Annotated in this window: 22 protein-coding genes; 21 read left to right on the forward strand and 1 reads right to left on the reverse strand. The window is 40.4% G+C overall.

The window, feature by feature from the left end:
- Nucleotides 1–78 precede the first annotated feature (78 nt).
- From rnpA to ACVX3R_RS00695, 10 genes are all read left to right on the forward strand, one after another.
- Nucleotides 79–450 (forward strand): ribonuclease P protein component, encoded by a 372-nt coding sequence (gene rnpA, locus ACVX3R_RS00650; RefSeq protein WP_000748120.1) that lies wholly within the window; start codon nt 79–81, stop codon nt 448–450.
- Nucleotides 425–1,252 (forward strand): membrane protein insertase YidC, encoded by an 828-nt coding sequence (locus ACVX3R_RS00655; protein WP_458795100.1) that lies wholly within the window; start codon nt 425–427, stop codon nt 1,250–1,252. The genes rnpA and ACVX3R_RS00655 overlap by 26 nt, the downstream gene beginning before the upstream one ends.
- Nucleotides 1,253–1,266: 14 nt before the next feature.
- Nucleotides 1,267–2,253 carry an RNA-binding cell elongation regulator Jag/EloR gene (gene jag, locus ACVX3R_RS00660; RefSeq protein ID WP_458795101.1) on the forward strand — a complete coding sequence of 329 codons (987 nt, stop codon included), beginning with the start codon at nt 1,267–1,269 and terminating at the stop codon, nt 2,251–2,253.
- A gap of 55 nt (nt 2,254–2,308) precedes the next feature.
- Nucleotides 2,309–2,932 (forward strand): HI_0552 family protein, encoded by a 624-nt coding sequence (locus ACVX3R_RS00665; protein WP_458795102.1) that lies wholly within the window; start codon nt 2,309–2,311, stop codon nt 2,930–2,932.
- A gap of 117 nt (nt 2,933–3,049) precedes the next feature.
- Entirely contained in the window at nt 3,050–5,026 is a 1,977-nt protein-coding gene (gene tkt, locus ACVX3R_RS00670) for a transketolase (RefSeq protein WP_458795103.1), read from the forward strand.
- A gap of 117 nt (nt 5,027–5,143) precedes the next feature.
- Nucleotides 5,144–5,464: a preprotein translocase subunit YajC gene (yajC, locus tag ACVX3R_RS00675; protein WP_001069056.1), complete on the forward strand. Its 321-nt coding sequence runs from the start codon at nt 5,144–5,146 to the stop codon at nt 5,462–5,464.
- Between the two features lie 47 nt (nt 5,465–5,511).
- Nucleotides 5,512–5,955 carry a low molecular weight protein-tyrosine-phosphatase gene (locus ACVX3R_RS00680; protein WP_458795104.1) on the forward strand — a complete coding sequence of 148 codons (444 nt, stop codon included), beginning with the start codon at nt 5,512–5,514 and terminating at the stop codon, nt 5,953–5,955.
- Nucleotides 5,942–6,355 carry a hypothetical protein gene (locus ACVX3R_RS00685; RefSeq protein ID WP_458795105.1) on the forward strand — a complete coding sequence of 138 codons (414 nt, stop codon included), beginning with the start codon at nt 5,942–5,944 and terminating at the stop codon, nt 6,353–6,355. Before ACVX3R_RS00680 ends, ACVX3R_RS00685 begins: the two co-directional genes overlap by 14 nt.
- A gap of 296 nt (nt 6,356–6,651) precedes the next feature.
- Nucleotides 6,652–9,303 (forward strand): bifunctional acetaldehyde-CoA/alcohol dehydrogenase, encoded by a 2,652-nt coding sequence (adhE, locus tag ACVX3R_RS00690; protein WP_167266667.1) that lies wholly within the window; start codon nt 6,652–6,654, stop codon nt 9,301–9,303.
- 304 nt (nt 9,304–9,607) lie between these two features.
- Complete coding sequence (locus ACVX3R_RS00695; protein WP_458795106.1) at nt 9,608–9,976, forward strand: hypothetical protein; 369 nt, start codon at nt 9,608–9,610, stop codon at nt 9,974–9,976.
- Nucleotides 9,977–10,211: 235 nt separating this feature from the next.
- On the opposite strand, the gene ACVX3R_RS00700 is transcribed toward ACVX3R_RS00695, so the two are convergent.
- Nucleotides 10,212–10,868: a hypothetical protein gene (locus tag ACVX3R_RS00700; protein WP_458795107.1), complete on the reverse strand. Its 657-nt coding sequence runs from the start codon at nt 10,866–10,868 to the stop codon at nt 10,212–10,214.
- Nucleotides 10,869–11,333: 465 nt separating this feature from the next.
- On the opposite strand from ACVX3R_RS00700, the gene ACVX3R_RS00705 reads away from it, so the two are divergent.
- The 11 genes from ACVX3R_RS00705 (at nt 11,334) to ACVX3R_RS00755 (ending at nt 20,055) form a co-directional block, all read left to right on the forward strand.
- A complete protein-coding gene (locus ACVX3R_RS00705; protein WP_458795108.1) occupies nt 11,334–12,458 on the forward strand; it encodes a replication initiator protein A in 1,125 nt (374 codons plus the stop codon).
- Complete coding sequence (locus ACVX3R_RS00710) at nt 12,452–12,619, forward strand: hypothetical protein (protein WP_458795109.1); 168 nt, start codon at nt 12,452–12,454, stop codon at nt 12,617–12,619. Before ACVX3R_RS00705 ends, ACVX3R_RS00710 begins: the two co-directional genes overlap by 7 nt.
- A gap of 4 nt (nt 12,620–12,623) precedes the next feature.
- Nucleotides 12,624–12,857 (forward strand): thiopurine S-methyltransferase, encoded by a 234-nt coding sequence (locus ACVX3R_RS00715; RefSeq protein WP_458795110.1) that lies wholly within the window; start codon nt 12,624–12,626, stop codon nt 12,855–12,857.
- A 56-nt stretch (nt 12,858–12,913) separates the two neighbouring features.
- The gene (locus ACVX3R_RS00720) at nt 12,914–13,048 is read left to right on the forward strand and encodes a hypothetical protein (protein ID WP_256963772.1); all 135 of its coding nucleotides are present in this window, start codon (nt 12,914–12,916) and stop codon (nt 13,046–13,048) included.
- Nucleotides 13,049–13,050: 2 nt separating this feature from the next.
- Nucleotides 13,051–13,266 (forward strand): helix-turn-helix transcriptional regulator, encoded by a 216-nt coding sequence (locus tag ACVX3R_RS00725; RefSeq protein ID WP_061909488.1) that lies wholly within the window; start codon nt 13,051–13,053, stop codon nt 13,264–13,266.
- Between the two features lie 289 nt (nt 13,267–13,555).
- On the forward strand, nt 13,556–13,864 hold the full coding sequence (locus tag ACVX3R_RS00730; RefSeq protein WP_000564688.1) for a hypothetical protein: 309 nt from the start codon (nt 13,556–13,558) through the stop codon (nt 13,862–13,864).
- A 16-nt stretch (nt 13,865–13,880) separates the two neighbouring features.
- On the forward strand, nt 13,881–14,687 hold the full coding sequence (locus ACVX3R_RS00735) for an LPXTG cell wall anchor domain-containing protein (RefSeq protein ID WP_458795111.1): 807 nt from the start codon (nt 13,881–13,883) through the stop codon (nt 14,685–14,687).
- Between the two features lie 21 nt (nt 14,688–14,708).
- Entirely contained in the window at nt 14,709–18,416 is a 3,708-nt protein-coding gene (locus ACVX3R_RS00740; RefSeq protein ID WP_458795112.1) for an SspB-related isopeptide-forming adhesin, read from the forward strand.
- A 63-nt stretch (nt 18,417–18,479) separates the two neighbouring features.
- A complete protein-coding gene (locus ACVX3R_RS00745; protein WP_458795113.1) occupies nt 18,480–18,980 on the forward strand; it encodes a hypothetical protein in 501 nt (166 codons plus the stop codon).
- Nucleotides 18,981–19,053: 73 nt separating this feature from the next.
- Complete coding sequence (locus tag ACVX3R_RS00750) at nt 19,054–19,278, forward strand: hypothetical protein (protein ID WP_458795114.1); 225 nt, start codon at nt 19,054–19,056, stop codon at nt 19,276–19,278.
- Nucleotides 19,279–19,305: 27 nt separating this feature from the next.
- On the forward strand, nt 19,306–20,055 hold the full coding sequence (locus ACVX3R_RS00755; RefSeq protein ID WP_458795115.1) for a hypothetical protein: 750 nt from the start codon (nt 19,306–19,308) through the stop codon (nt 20,053–20,055).
- The last annotated feature ends 3 nt before the right edge of the window (nt 20,056–20,058 follow it).

Genomic DNA, 20,058 nt, shown 5'->3' on the forward strand with positions numbered 1-20,058 from the left:
ATGTCTAAAACCTTGCTGTTATTGGCTTTTTTAAAAAATATGGTATAATAGTAGTAATTTAATAGATGGAGTTGAGTTTTGAAGAAAAGCTTTCGTGTAAAAAGAGAGAAAGATTTTAAGGCGATTTTCAAGGACGGAACGAGTTTTGCCAATCGAAAATTTGTTGTCTACCAATTGGAAAACCAGCAAAACCATTTTCGAGTAGGGCTGTCCGTCAGCAAAAAGCTGGGGAATGCAGTTACCAGAAATCAAATTAAGAGACGAATCCGACACATTCTACAAAGTGTAAAAGGGAGTTTGGTAGAGCATGTCGATTTTGTCGTGATTGCCCGAAAAGGGGTGGAAACCTTGGAATATGCAGAGATGGAGAAGAACCTACTCCACGTATTGAAGTTATCAAAGATTTACCAGGAAGGAAATGGGAGTGAAAAAGAAACTACAGTTGACTAGTTTGTTGGGCTTGTCCTTGTTTATCATGACGGCCTGTGCAACAAATGGTACAGCTAGCGATATAACAGCAGACTCGACAGATTTTTGGAGCAAATTCGTCTATTTTTTTGCTGAAATTATCCGCTTTTTGTCCTTTGACATTAGTATCGGAGTGGGGATTATCCTCTTCACAATCTTGATTCGGACGATTCTATTACCAGTCTTTCAGACACAGATGGTTGCCTCTAGAAAAATGCAAGAGGCTCAACCACGCATCAAGGCTTTGCGAGAGCAATATCCGGGTCGTGATATGGAAAGTAGAACCAAGCTAGACCAGGAGATGCGTAAGGTCTATAAAGAGTTAGGGATTAAGCATTCATCCTCACTCTGGCCAATTTTAATACAAATGCCGGTTCTCTTGGCGCTCTTTCAAGCCTTGAGTCGAGTAGATTTTTTGAAAACAGGTCACTTTTTATGGATTAATTTGGGAGGAGTAGATACAAGTTTTGTCCTTCCGATTTTGGCGGCAGTCTTTACCTTCTTGAGCAGCTGGTTATCGAATAAATCTTTATCCGAAAAAAGTGGAGCTACGACAGGGATGATGTATGGTATGCCTGTATTGATCTTTGTTTTTGCCATCTCCGCCCCAAGTGGTGTAGCCTTATACTGGGCTGTATCCAATGCTTATCAAGTTCTGCAAACCTATTTCTTGAACAATCCTTTCAAGATTATTGCTGAAAGAGAAGCAGTGGCACAAGCAGAAAAAGATTTAGAAGGCAAGAAGAGAAAAGCCTTGAAAAAAGCACAGAAAAAGAAAAAATAAGGAGGAATCTGGTAATGGTATTATTTACAGGTTCAACGGTTGAAGAAGCAATTCAAAAAGGATTGAAAGAATTAGGCATTCCAAGAATGAAGGCCCACATCAAGGTCGTTTCGAAAGAGAAAAAAGGATTCTTAGGCTTGTTTGGTAAGAAGCCAGCTCAAGTTGATATCGAAGCGATTAGTGAAACGACAGTGATCAAGGCCAATCAGCAGGCCGTCAAGGGTGTTCCCAAAGAAGTTAATGAAAAAAATGAACCCGTGAAAACAGTAAGTGAAGCAACTGTTGATTTGGGACATGTAGTGGAAGCCATCAAAAAGATTGAAGAAGAAGGTCAAGGTGTCTCTGAAGAGGTCAAGGCTGAAATCCTGAAAAATGAAAAGCATGCCAGCACGATTTTGGAAGAAACAGGCCATATTTCAATTTTAAATGAATTGGAATTAGAAAATACTACCGAGAAAGTGGAATCTGCTCCAGAAAAAGAAACTGAAACGCAGGAAGAAACAAGCCAATCTTTGGAAGACTTAGGCTTGACAGTAGAACCAAGTTATGACATCGAACAAGTGGCAACTGAAGTGGCTAGCTACGTTCAAACCATTGTAGATGATATGGATGTTGAAGGGACGATTTCAAGCGACTACAATCGCCGCACCATCAATCTTCAAATTGACACTAACGAACCAGGTCGTATTATCGGCTACCACGGAAAAGTCTTGAAAGCTCTTCAACTGTTAGCGCAAAATTACCTTTACAATCGCTATTCAAGAACGTTCTACATCACGATCAATGTCAATGATTACGTTGAACACCGTGCAGAAGTCTTGCAAACCTACGCTCAAAAATTGGCGACTCGCGTTTTAGAAGAAGGACGTAGCCAACAAACAGATCCAATGTCAAATAGCGAACGCAAGATTATCCATCGCATTATTTCACGCATGGATGGCGTGACGAGTTACTCTGAAGGTGACGAGCCAAATCGCTATGTTGTCGTAGATGCAGAATAAGCAAAGCAAAATCAGGTTCATCCTGATTTTTTGCTAGGAAAGGAAAGATTCAGATATGCTGAAAGCAGTTAGAGAATACCTATCATTTGCAGGGGTTCAGTATCGCAATCCTGATAAAGCTGGCGATGAAAGAGAAAAGATGTTGGACTTGCGGCAAAAAGGTCAAGAGGCCCGAAAGGCTTTCACAGAATTGGCAAAAACCTTTCAAGCAAGTCATCCAGAGTGGAAACTGCAACAGACTAGCCAGTGGATGAACCAAGCGCAACGTTTACGACCGCATTTCTGGGCCTATCTACAGAGAGACGGACAAGTGACAGAACCTATGATGGCTCTTCGTTTGTATGGAACACCTGCTAATTATGGGATTTCTTTGGAAGTCAGTTTCATCGAGCGCAAGAAAAATGAGCAGACTTTAGACAAGCAAGCCAAGGTTTTAGAACTTCCAGCGGTAGAAGGAATTTATTATCTGGTCTATTCAAATGGGGAAAGTCATAAGATGGAGGCTACTGAGGAGAACCGTCGTACTTTACGCGAGAAGGTGAGAAGTCAGGAAGTCCGTAAAGTTTTGGTTAAGGCAGATGTTTCCTTCAATGAAAATCAGTCAGTAGAAGCGATATTGGAGGAGCTAGAAAGTGCTTATACGCACTTGTTGCCGTACTATGAAGTGACGAGGGAATAGAAAATCAAATGTGTTAGATGAACGCAAATTGTTTTATTGCTATTCTATGCATTTTTTCATATAATAGTAAAATAGGGTGTGTGATTCATTAATCACCTCAAAGAGAAAGGAAATTCTATGTCAAATCTATCTGTTAATGCAATTCGTTTTCTAGGTATTGACGCCATCAACAAAGCAAACTCAGGTCACCCAGGGGTGGTTATGGGGGCTGCTCCTATGGCCTATAGCCTCTTCACAAAACAACTTCGTATCAATCCAGCTCAACCAAACTGGATCAACCGCGACCGTTTTATTCTTTCAGCAGGACACGGCTCTATGCTTCTCTATGCCCTTCTTCACCTTTCTGGTTTTGAAGATGTCAGCATGGATGAAATCAAGAGCTTCCGCCAATGGGGTTCCAAAACACCTGGTCACCCAGAATTTGGCCATACAGCAGGGATTGATGCTACGACAGGTCCTCTAGGGCAAGGGATTTCTACTGCCACTGGTTTTGCCCAAGCAGAACGTTTCCTTGCGGCGAAGTATAACCGTGAAGGCTTCAATATTTTTGACCACTATACTTATGTGATCTGTGGAGACGGAGATTTGATGGAAGGTGTCTCAAGTGAGGCGGCTTCATACGCAGGCTTGCAAAAACTTGACAAGTTGGTTGTTCTTTATGATTCAAATGATATCAACTTGGATGGTGAGACAAAGGATTCCTTTACTGAAAGTGTTCGTGATCGTTACAATGCCTACGGTTGGCATACAGCCTTGGTTGAAGATGGAACAGACTTGGAAGCTATCCATGCGGCTATCGAAGCTGCTAAAGCTTCAGGCAAACCATCTTTGATTGAAGTGAAGACTGTGATTGGATACGGTTCTCCAAACAAACAAGGAACTAATGCTGTACACGGTGCTCCTCTTGGAGCAGATGAAACTGCGGCTACTCGCCAAGCCCTCGGTTGGGACTATGAACCATTTGAAATCCCATCTGAAGTATATGCTGATTTCAAGGAAAATGTTGCAGACCGTGGCGCATCAGCTTATCAAGCTTGGACTAAATTAGTTGCTGATTATAAAGAGGCTCATCCAGAACTGGCTGCAGAAGTAGAAGCTATTATCGACGGCCGTGATCCAGTTGAAGTGACTCCGGCAGACTTCCCAGCCTTAGAAAATGGTTTCTCTCAAGCAACTCGTAATTCAAGTCAAGATGCTTTGAACGTTGTAGCTGCCAAGTTACCAACTTTCCTAGGTGGATCAGCTGACCTAGCTCACTCAAACATGACTTATATCAAAACGGATGGACTTCAAGACGACGCTAATCGCTTGAACCGCAACATTCAGTTTGGTGTTCGTGAATTTGCAATGGGAACGATCTTGAACGGGATGGCCCTTCACGGTGGACTTCGTGTATACGGTGGTACTTTCTTCGTCTTTTCTGACTATGTGAAAGCAGCTGTCCGTTTGTCAGCCTTGCAAGGACTTCCTGTGACTTATGTCTTTACCCACGATTCAATCGCAGTTGGTGAAGATGGTCCAACTCACGAACCAGTTGAACACTTAGCAGGTCTCCGTGCCATGCCAAATCTAAATGTTTTCCGCCCAGCAGATGCGCGTGAAACTCAAGCAGCTTGGTACCTTGCAGTGACAAGTGAGAAAACACCAACTGCCCTTGTCTTGACACGTCAAAACTTGACTGTCGAAGAGGGAACAGACTTTGACAAGGTTGCAAAAGGTGCCTATGTTGTCTATGAAAATGAAGCAGACTTTGATACGATCTTGATTGCGACAGGTTCAGAGGTTAATCTAACTGTCGCAGCTGCCAAAGAATTAGCTAGTCAAGGCGAAAAAGTCCGCGTAGTCAGCATGCCATCTACAGATGTCTTTGATAAACAAGATGCAGCATACAAAGAAGAAATTCTTCCAAATGCAGTTCGCCGTCGTGTTGCAGTCGAAATGGGTGCAACTCAAAACTGGTACAAATATGTTGGCCTTGATGGTGCAGTTCTCGGTATTGATACATTTGGAGCATCTGCCCCAGCGCCAAAAGTATTGGCAGAGTACGGATTTACGGTAGAAAATCTAGTCAAAGTCGTTCAAAACTTGAAATAATCACAAAAATCTGAGTCCTCACTCTGATTTTTTATAACCATAAAAACAAGGCACAATCTTGTAAAAGTAGCTGAAATTTGATATAGTAGTCCTATGTAAAAGACAAAGGAGAAAACAATGAATCCAAATATTACTTTTTTAATCATGCTTGTAGGTATGATGGCTTTGATGTTCTTTATGCAACGTTCTCAAAAGAAACAAGCTCAAAAGCGTATGGAAAGCTTGAACAAGCTTCAAAAGGGCTATGAAGTTATTACAATTGGCGGCCTTTACGGAACAGTGGATGAAGTAGACACTGAGAAGAGAACAATCGTACTTGATGTAGATGGCGTTTATTTGACTTTTGAATTGGCTGCTATCAAGACCGTTTTACCGCTCAAAGAGGCTGTGACACCAGAAGGAACAGTTGTTGACGAAAGCGGAGCAATCGAAGAATAAAACGGGACCTGTCACTCCCGTTTTTCTATGAAGTAAGAGGAAAAGGGATGAGAAAAATAGTATTTGTGTGCTTAGGAAACATCTGCCGTAGCCCCATGGCAGAGTTTGTAATGAAATCCATGACGAGCGATTACCAGGTTGAGAGTCGTGCGACTTCATCTTGGGAACATGGTAATCCGATTCATAAGGGAACGCAAGGAATTTTCCAGCAATATCAGATTCCGTATGACAAAGACAAAACATCACTCCAGATTCGTAGAGAAGATTTTGAGTCATTTGATTATATTATCGGTATGGATGCTTCAAACGTTTCAGATCTGCGTCAAATGTGTCCTCAGGAATTGCAGTATAAGATCTACTCTTTTGCATATGAAAGTGTTCCAGATCCTTGGTATACAGGAGATTTTGAGGAAACCTATGCTCGCATCACAAGTGGATGTCAAAGCTGGCTAGATCGATTAGAAAATGAGAGTGACAATGGAAAAGCTTAAACAAATCTATGAAAAGTATAGAGTTTACCTAACTCGCCCTAGGCTAGAGTTCATTGCAGTAGTCGTAATTGCACTCTGTGCCCTTTCAGTATTTCTACTAAATACACCTAAAAAGGGTGCCCTGACACTTGATGGCGGTGCCCTTGTTTATGATGGTACCCTGGTACGAGGGAAAATGAAAGGTCAGGGGACCATGACCTTTGAAAATGGGGACCAATATACAGGTGATTTCAATAATGGAGCCTTTAATGGAAAAGGAACTTTCCAATCAAAAGATGGCTGGAAATACGAAGGTGATTTTGTAAATGGTCAGGCTGAAGGTCAAGGGAAGTTGACTACAGAGCAAGAAGTCGTTTATGAAGGGACCTTTAAACAAGGCGTTTTTCAGCAAAAACAGTAGTCTCCAAGTTAGGAGACTATTTTTCAAAACCGGAAAGAAAGCGCTTTCTATATTTGAATTCGATAAATAACTATCAACCAGAGAAAACTTTGTGAAATAAAAAAATATTTTTCATAATTTCACAATCGTCCAGTCAAAACTCTCTTGTGCAGCTATATTGAGAAAAAAATCACAAACTCGGAAAATTTCTTTGTGAAATGTTTATGAAACTGTTTACAAAGTATAAAAAAAGAGTTATAATAAACTTGTGAAAAAATTAACAAAGGATAGTATCCTTAAAGGCTATGGAGGATAATATGGCTGATAAAAAAACAGTAACACCAGAGGAAAAACAACTTGCTGCTGAAAAGCATGTCGACGGTCTCGTGAAAAAAGCCTTGGTTGCGCTTGATGAAATGCGCAAGTTGAATCAAGAGCAAGTTGACTACATCGTAGCAAAAGCGTCTGTTGCAGCACTTGACGCGCATGGTATCCTTGCACAACACGCAGTTGAAGAAACTGGTCGTGGTGTATTTGAAGATAAGGCGACAAAAAATCTATTTGCCTGTGAACACGTAGTGAACAATATGCGTGGAGTTAAAACAGCTGGAGTTATCGAAGATGATCCAATTACAGGTTTGACGAAGATTGCGGAGCCGGTCGGAGTTATTTGTGGTATCACTCCAACAACAAACCCAACTTCAACAGCGATTTTCAAATCATTGATTGCTTTGAAGACACGTAACCCAATTGTTTTCGCCTTCCACCCATCAGCTCAAGAATCTTCTGCTCATGCTGCACAAATCGTTCGTGATGCAGCCATCGCAGCCGGTGCACCTGAAAACTGTGTTCAATGGATTACAGAGCCATCTATGGAAGCAACTGGGGCACTTATGAACCACGAAGGTGTTGCGACTATCCTCGCAACTGGTGGGAATGCTATGGTTAAAGCTGCATACTCATGTGGAAAACCAGCTCTTGGGGTAGGTGCCGGAAACGTTCCTGCCTATGTAGAAAAATCTGCTGACCTTCGTCAAGCTGCTCATGACATCGTTATGTCTAAATCATTTGATAATGGGATGGTCTGTGCATCAGAACAAGCGGTTATCATTGATAAAGAAGTGTATGACGAATTTGTAGAAGAATTCAAATCATACCATACTTACTTTGTCAACAAGAAAGAAAAAGCGCTTTTGGAAGAATTCTGTTTTGGTGCAAAAGCTAACAGCAAGAACTGCGCTGGTGCAAAATTGAACCCAAATATTGTTGGTAAACCAGCAGCATGGATTGCTGAGCAAGCAGGATTCAAAGTACCAGAAGGTACAAATATCTTGGCTGCTGAATGTGCAGAAGTTGGAATTAAAGAACCATTGACTCGTGAAAAATTATCACCTGTTATTGCAGTTTTGAAAGCTGAAGATACTGAAGATGGACTTAAAAAAGCTCGTCAAATGGTTGAATTTAATGGTCTAGGACACTCAGCTGCTATCCATACAAAAGACGAAGCTCTTGCAAAACGTTTCGGTACGGAAATAAAGGCAATGCGTATTATCTGGAACTCTCCATCTACCTTTGGTGGTATCGGTGATGTATACAACGCCTTCATTCCATCATTAACACTTGGATGTGGTTCATATGGACACAACTCAGTTGGTGATAACGTATCCGCTATCAACCTTCTTAACATCAAGAAAGTAGGAAAACGTAGAAATAATATGCAATGGTTTAAAGTTCCTTCAAAAATCTACTTCGAACGTAACTCAATCCAATACCTTCAAACTTGCGAAGGTATCGAACGTGTCATGATTGTTACCGATAAATCAATTGAAAAACTCGGTTTTGTACAACGTGTGATTGACCAATTGAATCTTCGTAAAAACAAAGTCACGATTCAAGTCTTCTCAGATGTTGAACCAGATCCAGATATCACAACAGTTCGTCGTGGTGTTGAAGTAATGCGTTCGTTTGAACCAGACACTATCATTGCCCTTGGTGGTGGTTCACCAATGGATGCAGCTAAAGGTATGTGGATGTTCTATGAACAGCCAGACGTTGACTTCGGTGACCTCGTTCAAAAATTCATGGATATCCGCAAACGTGCCTTCAAATTCCCATCACTTGGTAAGAAAGCACAATATATCGGTATTCCAACAACATCTGGTACAGGTTCAGAAGTAACACCGTTTGCAGTTATCTCTGACAAGGCAAACAACCGGAAATACCCAATCACTGACTACGCTTTGACACCAACCATTGCAATTGTTGACCCTGCTTTGGTAGAATCTGTTCCAGCATTTATTGCTGCTGACACAGGTATGGATGTCTTGACACACGCAACTGAAGCTTATACTTCTAACTTTGCCAATGACTATACAGATGGTATTGCTCTTCAAACCATCAAGTTAGTCTTCAAATACTTGGAAAAATCTGTAAAAACAGCTGACCCAGAAGCCCGTGAAAAGATGCATAATGCCTCTACAATGGCTGGTATGGCCTTTGCAAATGCCTTCCTTGGAATGAGTCACTCAATGGCGCATAAGATTGGTGCTGTTCACCACACCATTCACGGACGTACAAATGCTATTTTACTTCCTTATGTTATCCGTTATAATGGAACTCGTCCATCTAAAACTACAACATGGCCTAAGTACAATTACTGGAAAGCTGATGAAAAATTCCAAGATATCGCTCGTATGCTAGGTCTTCCTTGCTCAACACCAGAAGAAGCGGTTGAAGCTTATGCCAAAGCAGTTTACGATCTTGGTGAAGCAGTTGGAATCACAATGAACTTCAAAGGCTTTGGAATTGATGAAAAAGCTTGGAAAGACAGCTTGCATGAAATTGCCTTACTTGCTTACGAAGACCAATGTTCACCTGCAAACCCACGCTTGCCAATGGTAGCTGACATGGAAGAAATCATGGCAGATGCTTACTATGGTTATGCAGAACGACCAGGACGTCGCAAATAATTGTTTATCAGCCTAGAGGCAGGAGTTATCCTGTCTCTTTTTTGTGAACTCAGATAGACTTAGAATTAAGGTTGAGTGTGGAAATGGAGATAATATACGGACATTATAAAAGATTGTAGGGATATATTTAAAAATTAAAGAATAAGTGAATGAAAAGGAGTGGAAAAGTAGAAAAGCAAGAGAGAAAATCGACGCTAAGTGTCTAGAGTTTTGGGAAAGTGAAAAATCAAATATCATATAACCTGAGAGAGAGCGAGAAAATCGCTCTCTTTTTTCGTTGCAAAAATTAAAGAAAGGAGAAAAAATGTCAGATAATATTGAAATTGTTATGGATATTGATTCGTTAGAAATTTTCGATGTAATAGATCTTGATAAGAATGAAAATATGGTTGATTGTATCCCTGAAGGAAATTCTGAAGAAAAGGTATCTCCATACGATGACCTCGATAGAGTTTGGCTTGCGGACGGCTATTATTATAAGCCCTCTAGTCTACTTTGGGAAGTTATTAAAGACGATGTTATTCATGAATTAAAGCCTAGAAATAAACATGGCAGTTATCCTTACTCCAGAAGAGCAAGAGATGGAACTTGGGGGCAAACTAGCCAATTGACTCAGGATCAAGCCTTGTGGTTGACTCTAGAGTTTAATCCAGAATTGATGGGATATGTGTAGGAAAATAAATGATATATCTTAATTCGACAATTTGTTGATATCAAAAAACCCTGGTATCTAACCAGGTAAAGGGGGTAACGAATGAAACTATTAGTAAGAATCTTTACTAAAGTGACCATGTATACTTTTTTAGGCTACGCCTTGTTTATGATTAGGTTGGTAGGTGGAGGTCAAACTTTATTGTCCTTATTACTGATTAGTTTCACTGTGACCGCCTTAATTTATTGTTGTACAGTTATTGAATCATTTTTAAAACAAAGAAAAAAATCCAATAAGCGATAGTGAACACATAAGCGGGATAATTCTTAACAGATTTCTTAAAGAACGCATTAAATCCAATCAACAACGGACTAAGAATGGTTGAGAGGACTAGAGTGATATAGAGAACTGTAAGAATGATAGTACTACTAGAGTGTTGAGAGATGAGTTCAAGGGCTTTTGGTATAAAGCTGTTGAAAAAACTCTTTACTATATTTTCCCAAGAAGATAAATCAGGGGAGGTACTCACCTTATCCAGTATTGATCGAAGGTTAGTTGGGATTTGATTATTAACCGAGAATACTGTCGTTAGAATACTTAGGACAGAAGGAATCATTTCAGTGATTAGTAGCTTCATGTCTTTTGATTTGAAATAAACATAGCAATTGACAACGATAAGTAGAATGATTTGAGTCATAATAATTACTTGTTTATGTTCTTGAATAAGACCAAGAAGCAAATTTCCTAAAGATAGTGTAACGACTAAAAAAATGATGGCCCAGATACCAGGATTATCCGATGAGCTACTGGGCTGAGAGTCGCCGTATGTTACAAATATATTGTTTGTAACTCTTTGATCAATGTATTGATTTCCCCGCCCATAATGCGTTTGATTATTATTTTTGTCTAGCATGTCACCTCCATGACCACCTACCAAAAATTATTATAACACAATATATATTTGAGGAGTTATTATGTCTAATAGACTTAAAAAACTAAGAAAGGAAAAACTCGATGAGTATTCTGATTATATTTAATCTAATTTTTGCTATTGCTTCATACGGCATGTTTATCAGCTCTTATCACAGAAATAAACCCTTTGTGCTTTTTCTAGTTATTTTCATCATAAATGCTTTTGCAGTTTTATTATCACTATTCAACTATTTTGGACTAATCAAGTAAAGAAAGGATTACCTATGAAACAACACCAAACAAAGGTCTCAAGGTTGACTAGAGACGTAATGATTTTAGATTTGATGAATACAATGGGATGGACTAAAAGCCGTGCTATTGCAGCTATTGAAGAGTTAGAACAAACTCATCTTGTCTATTTTCCTGAAGCTGGTGGCTTGAGATTACAAGTTGTAGGAGGCTACTAATGGCAGATATCACGATTGACCAACTAGCCACTCTAACTTTTTATCAAATTCCAGAAATCTTTTTCACCCGTATTCAACACAATGAGAACGGCTATGTCAAATTGACTAGTTCTTACACGGGTCTCTCATCTGATGCTAAGTTAGCTTATGGCGCTCTTTATAATCGTTGTAAATTAAGTATCAGTTCATTCCAGAAGGGAAATAGAGATTACGTTGATGAAAATGGAGCGGTCTTTCTAATTTTTACAGTTTCTGACCTGATGCTGCTATTGGATAAGGGAAAGATGAAGGTTACTAAGATCAAGAAAGAACTGCAAGAACATGGTCTCTTACGAGAAGTTAGGCAAGGGCTCAATAAGCCAAATAGACTTTATCTTCAGCTAGTGGATGCTAATTTAGAAATAGTGGAGCACTATTCAGCTGAGGGTGAGTTACTGAAGAGGGTTAATGCTTTTGGTAAAGTTCTATATGAAAAAGCACCCCAAAGCATTGGTAATAGCGAAAGTATCAAAAACGGACGTCCGCAAAATGGACTTCAAAACGTCCACGAAGCGGACGGAATAAATACAGAGAGGAGTCAGACAGAGTCCTCATACGATACTAATCGATACGAGGGCGAATCATCTTTATCTGGTTTATCAATTTCTGAAGCGTTTAGAATGGGGCAACATGGTTTTCTTTCTCCTCAACTAGTTCAGAAACTCAGTTTATTTGGAAAAGATGCAAAAATTCTTGAAAATAAAATCTATCAAGCAAAACGCCAAGTTGAGAAGAATTATAACAACCTCTTAGCTGATCAGGAAATTTACGGAGAGGTTTGGCTGCAAGATCTTGAACGTGAGCTTGATAAATTGATTTTCAAAATTAAAACAGGAGAGGCTGAAGGAAAAACAATCCAGAATATACCAGCCTACTTCTACAAAATGATGATTCGTTTTTGGAAGATGGCTCTACTCATCGAAAAAGAACAGGGCTTCATGGAGGTATCAGGACAAAGTGAGTACGCTAGAAAATTCCCTGATGAGTGTCCAAGTCTGATTGCACGTTATTATCCAGACAAACTACCGGAAACGAAACTCAATAGCTATTTATCAGAATTGTCTAAGAGAGTTGAAACATGTTAAAAGATGAATTTAGACCAATTGATGGTAAAGTGCTAACGATAGGTCGCAGCCCGAAGGAGAAAATCTACACGATTCCCAAAGCTGTTTTTGATTTACCGAAAAAAGAAAGAGCTGAGAAACTCAGCCCAATTTTCTCATCATGGCAACAGAAAGAGGATTAATTTTATGGGATTGTTTACTAACCAAGAGAGAATTTACAGAGGGCAAGCTATGAAGGCTACACCTTCCCAACCAGTTCAAGAGATTGAAATGATTGTAGAGTATTTTGATAAAACGGTAGACAGTATTTCCGTCACTTCCAACTTAGAGGAACTAGAAAAATTGGTATCAAGTTCATTTGGAACAGGAGCGAGCATGAATTTTACATCAGCGACTCCACCGTTTTCTATCAATCCTTGATGGGTGAAGAAGATAACTTATCGGACAAAATAAGGAACAATATCAGGAGGATAGTAATGTTTAAACTAGTTACAATGGCTTTATTATTGATCTTAGCTTATGGAATAGGGCTTGTCATGCTGGAGCTGAAGAATGCTCCTCTGATGGATGATGAAATACCATCAAGTCCAAATAATGAAGGAGACAAGTAGATGTGAGGAAACAAACACAAAATCGTATCAGAGACTTACGAAAAAAGGCCAGGTTGTCACAACAAGCCTTGGCTGATCAGATAGGGGTGTTTCGTAACACTATATCGAACTGGGAAACAGGATATAGTCAGATAAGTCTGGAGAATGCTAAAAATGTGGCAGAATATTTCGGGGTAACCATTGACTACCTGTTAGGGTCAGAATCGGACCAAATGTAGTCCAGTTAAATCCATTTTGACCGAGAAGTCATTAAACTACAGACCTTTGAAAACTGAATACAAGGCTTGCCCTGATACAGCGTGGCTATGGATAAAAAAGAAACGGGGGCGAGCAGCAAACTAGAAAAGGATATCTAGTCCAGCCACTGAACGAAAAAGCATGATAAAGATCATAAGCTGAAGGAGTAAGGGTTCCTAGACTATAAACCCAGCGCATGAAATACCGATGTAAAAATACGTTTTTACACAGCACGGCGTTATTTCGCCTTTCAACTTCAAGGAGAAATCTATGATAGATGAAACAACTGTCCGCTTAAGGGACTTAAAAAACTTAGGAAAACAAGGAGGTGCGACAGCTCGCTTAGAGGACGGAACAGACCTTATCCTGAAGCCAGACTATGCAGTCAAACAGGCTAGAGGATACGTAGACGGTGTTCTAAGGGATGTTGAATTTCATTTGCCTTATAAAAAGGTTTATGATCAAATTCGCACTATCAAAAAAGGAAGCCACATAGTGGCTAGGAAAGTCAGAAGTCCATCGGGAGTGGAACTTCGCTTGACAGGAAAAGGCTACCAGCCTAAGAATACTAAAAATTAGAAAAGGAAAAAGTAAAATGAACAAGAAACAAGTATTAGCTACACTCGCACTTTCAACTCTCGCGCTTTCACAAGCTGGCTTTGCATCGGCAGACGAAATTGCACCAATTGATTCTTCTGCTCCAGCGACAGAAGTTGTTACGCCGACAGCACCAAGCGCTTCAACAGAAACAGAGGCTCCAGCAAATCAGTCAACAGAGCCTTCAGTTACTCCAGTTGATCCGACAGCTCCTTCAGACAAGGATAACGAAGGAAGCCTTGACGGAGTGCCAGCTGATAAACCAGCACCTTCAGATAAGGCGCAAGACAAGGATAATGCAGGTAGCCTCGATGGTGTTCCAACACCATCAGATAAACCACAAGACAAAGACAACGCAGGAAGTCTTGATGGAGTGCCAGCTGATAAACCAGCGCCTTCAGATAAGGCGCAAGATAAAGATAACGCAGGTAGCTTAGATGGTGTTCCAGATGAAAAGCCAAAAACTACTGATCAAGCGAATCAGCAAGGGAAGTCACAAATTGGAACCACTTCAAGCTCAACAGGTCAGGCGGTGCATGATATTACGAAAGCACCTGTTCAAACCAGTACAGGTGATTCCATTGTCAGCACTAAAGATGGAAATCTTGTCCTTGAAGATGGCTCTGTAGTTGCTCCTGAATCGCTTGGAGGTGTTACGAATGAAGACAAGACCATCAGTGTTTCAACTGCAGATGGTAAAATGGTGACTTTGCCAAACACAGGAACAGAAAAAAGTTTCCTAGCTGCAATCGGTGGAATGTTGTTTACAGCGGTTGGTTACTTCTACAAGAAAAAATTATTTTAATTAAGTGAAGGAGAAAGAAATATGACAGAAAAAACACAAGGACACGGATATTTCCGTAAGAAAAAATGGGCTAAAGGCTTAGTATCAGGAATTGCAGTTGCAGGTATTGTAGCCTTCTCTGCAGGCTCAGCATTTGCGGATGAAGCAGTCCAACCTGAAAGCAAAAACGACAACAACGCATACGCTAAACAAGCTGGTAAAACAACAGGAAGCCAGCCTGTAGCAATTGATAATGGAGCAGTCACAAAGGCTGCTGAAAAAGCAAAAGAAGCAGGGGTGAACGTTTCTGAGGGTCATCCAGTTGATAAGGGGACAGATACCACTGCTCCAAAACTTGAACAGTCTAAGTCTGAGATTAAACAAGATCAGGATAAACAAGTTCAGGAACTTGAAGCTACAACTACAAAACAAGTTCAAAACAATGAAGCCTTCAAGGGGGCTCAGGAAGCTATTCACGCTAACAATCAATTTGTAGCTGATGAAAAAGCCAAGCATGGAGGGGAAACAACTGTCTCAGTGACCAATGACAGTTCGACTGCCACAGATGGGACAGCAGACCAAAACAAGAAAGCTACTCAAACAGCTAAACAGGTCTTGTCAGATAACCAACAAGCAGTAACAAAATACCTGGGTGAAAAATCTAAGTATGATGCTACTGTCAAACAGGCTACGATTTTGAATCAGGCTGTAGAAACCGCTGCTACAGAGTTGAAGAAACAGGACGTAACAGTTAATGTAGTGACACGTACAGTCTCTTCAGTCGCAGAAGTAGAAGCGCTACAAAAGCAAAATGAACAAGCTATTGCGACCGCAAAAAGAAAAGTTGAGCTCAACAAGGCTCTTCTTGATGCCTACTCAGAAAGCCAAACTGCTAGTAAAGAAGTCAATCAGGATGCTGATCGTAAATCAACAGAATTGAAAAAATCTGGTGTACTTCTCAATTCTAAAACCCAAGAAATTTCTTCAGCTGATGAAGCTAAGCAAATTGGGAAACAAAACCAAGCAGCTTATGATCAAGCTAAGCAGGCTCAAGCGGAATGGCAGAAGAAGTACGATGAGCTTCGTGCCAAAACAAGTACGGAAGGCTACACTAAAGAAGTAGTCTTGCAAGCCCTTAGCGTTGCGACAGCAAATCCTGAAGCAACAGTGGACTCCTCTGCTCCAGGAGCGCAGGTAACCACTAAAGATTACATCGCTTCCTCAAATGGAACGTCAGGCTATACTCGTGTTCTTGACTCGACTAAAGTCTTGAAATACAAGGATGTTGGCACTGGATGGAAAACAGAAGTTGACTACACTAATCTGAAAGGTTTGACTGTTTCAACTGCAGATGGTAAAAAGCATGATATTTCTCGTATCCATCGAAAATTCGAGATTGTAAACCAAGGTAAAACGGGCCTAAATGATGTATATGTTCTAAATGACCCGACTGAGGGCTTTGTAGTAGCTCGTAATGATGGAGCTGGTGGAGCAGCAGACTACATGAATTTCTTGGTTACGGATACCTACTACTACAATGTGGATGGGAAAGAAGTAGCCTTCCAAGCAAGTGAAAAGACTCCTGCAACCCTAACCTATTCCTCACTCAATCACAATCGTATTGGTTGGGAAGGTGCGAAAGCCATTAACGGAACTCATGTTGAAATTAACGGATCCACTGTTACAGAAAACAAAGATTACGGTTATGTTTACGCTGAAGAGTACAACCGCCAAGAAGATGTGGGGCATCTTTGGGATACATCTGACTCACCTTACCAATACAAGGGTGCTGCTCTTGGTGTCTTTAAGGAAGGGACAGCCTTCACAACCGAATTTATTCAATGGGATGGACCAGAAAGTCCAAATGGCCAAACCTATTGGTTCGCTTTGAATACAAAGGTTGTAACGCCAGTTGTTGAAGTTCCAGCTACTGCAACTATCACAAAAACAACCGTGAAACCTGTCAAAACGAAACCAATCGATGCTAACCTGGTCAATGCGAAAAATCCAGCCAAACCAACTTTGGCGCTTAGAACCGTTTCTGAAACTAAAAATCAGAAATTGTCTGCAAGCTATCACGGCTATAAATTGCAGTATAAGCCAGTTGTCAGCAAATCTGTAGCAGATACAGACAAGACTAACACAGATGGGCAAACAGTAGCTAAAAACGCTACTCAGACCTATACATTGACCCATGAAAATATCTATGCGAACCTTAAAAAAGGGGACAAGATTACCATCATTGATCCACTCGAAGCTGGAGCAGTTCCTGATGTAGCTGTTACAAAGGCAGCTGCAGAGAAAGCAGGATGGGGCGTTGCTTACGATGCAGGAAAGAATACTTACACCTTTACTGCAATTTACGAAGGGAAACGCTTAGAAGCTCCTGTGATTACTTGGAAGCCAATCTATGATAAAGGTTTCTATGATAACACCTATAAAGTGTTAGTGAATAACTACGAGGTGTACTCAAACACTGTTACGAACTACACACCGAAACCACCAAAACCAGTTAAAGCGGTTCTAGATCGTGCTGGTAAGGACATCAATGGTGCTACAACATTTGATCGCAACGTGACCTTCCGCTTGATGACTGACTACAGTCCTTATACCAAAACACTTGCTTCAACACAAGCGATTGGTAAGAAGTTTGGAATCTTTGATGATGTTCAAGACAAAGCCTTCACAGTTGACCACAGCAAGATCAAGATGACTGCTGCAGGTAAAGACGTGAAAAACATGTTTGACATGTATCACGTCCTTTCAGACAAAGGTCGTACAGATGCAATCAATAAAATCCTGAAGGAATTGAACTTGAATCCTAAAGGTGAGTTCTATCTCTGGATAGCAAAAGATTCCAAGAGTTTCTATCAAAACTACGTGAAACCAAATAAGAATGTTACTGTTGATCTCCCAGCTAAACTCTTGGTTAAAGCAGGGGAGAAAGTTGAAAATAGCTTTAATCAAATCGACTTTGGAAATAGCTATATTTCTAACTTGGTGACTGTTCAAGTTCCTGATGTGAGTCCAGAGAAACATGCCCTGGATCAAAAGGATAATAAAAAAGTCTTGGACGGCCAAGAAGTACAGATTGGCCAATATATTCGCTATCTACTTGACGGTGTAACCGTGCCTACTAAACACGATAGCCTCTTCCAATATGATGGTAGTGACCAGTTGGATGTGGTTCATGATCGATTCACAGGTAAGTGGTCAGGGATTTTCAAAGGGACAGAGTACACAGCTGAGAAAGACTTGGTTCTTCCTTATGACGTTGTTCTGAAGGATGGTAAAGTAGTCAAAGCTGGTGATCATCTCGCTAAAGGTACAACTTATGCCTTCTTGTTTGAAGTGAACCAAGATACGGATCCTAACTTCCTTAAGAAAATTGTGACCGTTAAATGGAACGAAAAGGAAGGCAAATGGTCGTATGTTATTAACCAGGACTTCTTAAACTCATTAGGTGTAAAAGGCACGTTCGATGCAGACTTCTATCTAGAAGTCGAACGAATCTCAGCTGGTAAGGTTGAGAATACCTTTATCAATACAGTCAATTTACAAGAGATGACGGCTAAAGTGACAACCACAACGCCAGAACCTCCAAAACCAGAGCCTAAAGAACCACACAAGCCACAACCACAAGCATCGCTGCCAAACACTGGAACTGCAGCAAGCATGCTTCCAACTTGGGGTATGATTTTGGGATTGATAAGTCTTGCAGGAGCTGGGCTTCGTAAGCATAAAAAATAGAACATCTAGAAATTCCCCCTCATCTATGGTATAATGAAGCCATAAAAAAGAGGGGGAAGAGAGATGAGAAAGGACACGAAAATGGATGCACATGTGACTAGAAGTGGATATAGATACTACACTCCAACTAAAACAAAATCAGAAGTCACCAAACCTGAAGCAGAGAAGAAGTGGAAAAAAGGCCTACGTTGGCTAGGAAAAGCCATCTGGTCAGGAATAAAGAACTTACCGAGTGTGATTGCGAGAGCTGCCGTTTTGATGGTTGCGACTCCACTCATGTTTCTCCTCTTTATCTTTAATCTGATTAAGAGCTTGATTGCGACAGCAATTGGTTGGTTTGTGTTTAAGACTGTATCTTTCTTCGCTATAGGTTTTGGATTACAGGGATATGTTTTCCTAACTAGGCAGAACATTCCTGCTCCAGAATGGTTTAATAATCTGATGACAGATTTTGTTTTCCCTCACGGGGTTCCAATCTATTACTGGTGGGAAACGACCATTATCGTTGTCTTGGCTGTGATTACAGCCCTCTCTCTAACCTTTCGTCCAGAGGATGAAAAATAGTATTAAATAAACAAAGTAGGTACTAGGAATCTTTCTTAGTACCTTTTTTTATAAAAGAAAGTGAGAAAAAAGAATGGATGCAGTTGTAGATTTAATTAACAAACTTGGAAATTTCGGTGGGATTATGGGTATTGGTTGGGCCGCTTGGGGTGCCTTGGACTTAGCAATAGGAATCAAACGTGAATTGGATGATAAAAAGGATAAAGGTCTTCAGAGTATGATGCTGGGCGCCATTGTTGGTGGTGTTTTAAAAGCCCTCTTTACCGCTTTGGCAACAGCTCTTCAATCTTTTAGTTAGGCAGATAAAGAAAAAGGAGGTGGTTTTATGAACCAATCCACACTTGATCAACTAACCATGAGTCTGAAAGACTATAATGCGACAGCCTATGAATTGATGGAAACTGTTTCGGGTTCGATGGAGAAGGTAGCACTTTTGCTGCTTCTCCTTTTTATGGGGATTAACCTCATGAATTGGCACCAACAACTTAAAAGCAATGGTGGGGAGCTGTCTTTTCAGCTTTGGATTGAGGAGATTCTCAAGTATGCCCTCGCCCTCTTCTTTATTCTCTATGTGGATGCGATTTTTGATGCTTTGTCTTGGTTGTTCAATGTTATTATCAAATCTATTGCTAGCTTGGGAATTAAAGAGATAAAAAATGATGCTGAGTTCAGTTGGACAAATTTGAACTGGATGGCTAAGTCAATGCTACAGTTTATTTATAATGTTGTTGATTTCGTTGGTCAGATCTCAACTAAGTTATTGATCTTGTTACGCTCCTTTACGCTTTACACGTATAAGGGAATCGCTAAAATTATTGTCGCTTGTTACATGGTGGATAGCTTACGTCCAATTTGCTTCGGCTTCTTTAAGCTCTATATTGCAGCTGTCCTTCAGGGATTGATTTTAGTGGTTATTATCATGCTTTATCCAGCAATTGTAACCAACGATCTTTTGACAGTTGATAAGACTGGAGCTTGGACAACTGCCTTAGTTGCCATCGCTAAAGGAATTATTTACATTGTCATGCTCTTTGGCAGCCAACGTATGGCCAAAAATATCATGCAGGTGAACTAGGAG

The organism is Streptococcus sp. 517s (assembly GCF_054445985.1).

Bases quoted from the DNA above. Each gene is read 5' to 3' on its own strand.
- jag (WP_458795101.1), top strand. From the start codon at position 1,267: ATGGTATTATTTACAGGTTCAACGGTTGAAGAAGCAATTCAAAAAGGA.
- ACVX3R_RS00665 (WP_458795102.1), top strand. From the start codon at position 2,309: ATGCTGAAAGCAGTTAGAGAATACCTATCATTTGCAGGGGTTCAGTAT.
- tkt (WP_458795103.1), top strand. From the start codon at position 3,050: ATGTCAAATCTATCTGTTAATGCAATTCGTTTTCTAGGTATTGACGCC.
- yajC (WP_001069056.1), top strand. From the start codon at position 5,144: ATGAATCCAAATATTACTTTTTTAATCATGCTTGTAGGTATGATGGCT.
- ACVX3R_RS00680 (WP_458795104.1), top strand. From the start codon at position 5,512: ATGAGAAAAATAGTATTTGTGTGCTTAGGAAACATCTGCCGTAGCCCC.
- ACVX3R_RS00685 (WP_458795105.1), top strand. From the start codon at position 5,942: ATGGAAAAGCTTAAACAAATCTATGAAAAGTATAGAGTTTACCTAACT.
- adhE (WP_167266667.1), top strand. From the start codon at position 6,652: ATGGCTGATAAAAAAACAGTAACACCAGAGGAAAAACAACTTGCTGCT.
- ACVX3R_RS00695 (WP_458795106.1), top strand. From the start codon at position 9,608: ATGTCAGATAATATTGAAATTGTTATGGATATTGATTCGTTAGAAATT.
- ACVX3R_RS00700 (WP_458795107.1), bottom strand. From the start codon at position 10,868: ATGCTAGACAAAAATAATAATCAAACGCATTATGGGCGGGGAAATCAA.
- ACVX3R_RS00705 (WP_458795108.1), top strand. From the start codon at position 11,334: ATGGCAGATATCACGATTGACCAACTAGCCACTCTAACTTTTTATCAA.
- ACVX3R_RS00710 (WP_458795109.1), top strand. From the start codon at position 12,452: ATGTTAAAAGATGAATTTAGACCAATTGATGGTAAAGTGCTAACGATA.
- ACVX3R_RS00715 (WP_458795110.1), top strand. From the start codon at position 12,624: ATGGGATTGTTTACTAACCAAGAGAGAATTTACAGAGGGCAAGCTATG.
- ACVX3R_RS00720 (WP_256963772.1), top strand. From the start codon at position 12,914: ATGTTTAAACTAGTTACAATGGCTTTATTATTGATCTTAGCTTATGGA.
- ACVX3R_RS00730 (WP_000564688.1), top strand. From the start codon at position 13,556: ATGATAGATGAAACAACTGTCCGCTTAAGGGACTTAAAAAACTTAGGA.
- ACVX3R_RS00735 (WP_458795111.1), top strand. From the start codon at position 13,881: ATGAACAAGAAACAAGTATTAGCTACACTCGCACTTTCAACTCTCGCG.
- ACVX3R_RS00740 (WP_458795112.1), top strand. From the start codon at position 14,709: ATGACAGAAAAAACACAAGGACACGGATATTTCCGTAAGAAAAAATGG.
- ACVX3R_RS00745 (WP_458795113.1), top strand. From the start codon at position 18,480: ATGAGAAAGGACACGAAAATGGATGCACATGTGACTAGAAGTGGATAT.
- ACVX3R_RS00750 (WP_458795114.1), top strand. From the start codon at position 19,054: ATGGATGCAGTTGTAGATTTAATTAACAAACTTGGAAATTTCGGTGGG.
- ACVX3R_RS00755 (WP_458795115.1), top strand. From the start codon at position 19,306: ATGAACCAATCCACACTTGATCAACTAACCATGAGTCTGAAAGACTAT.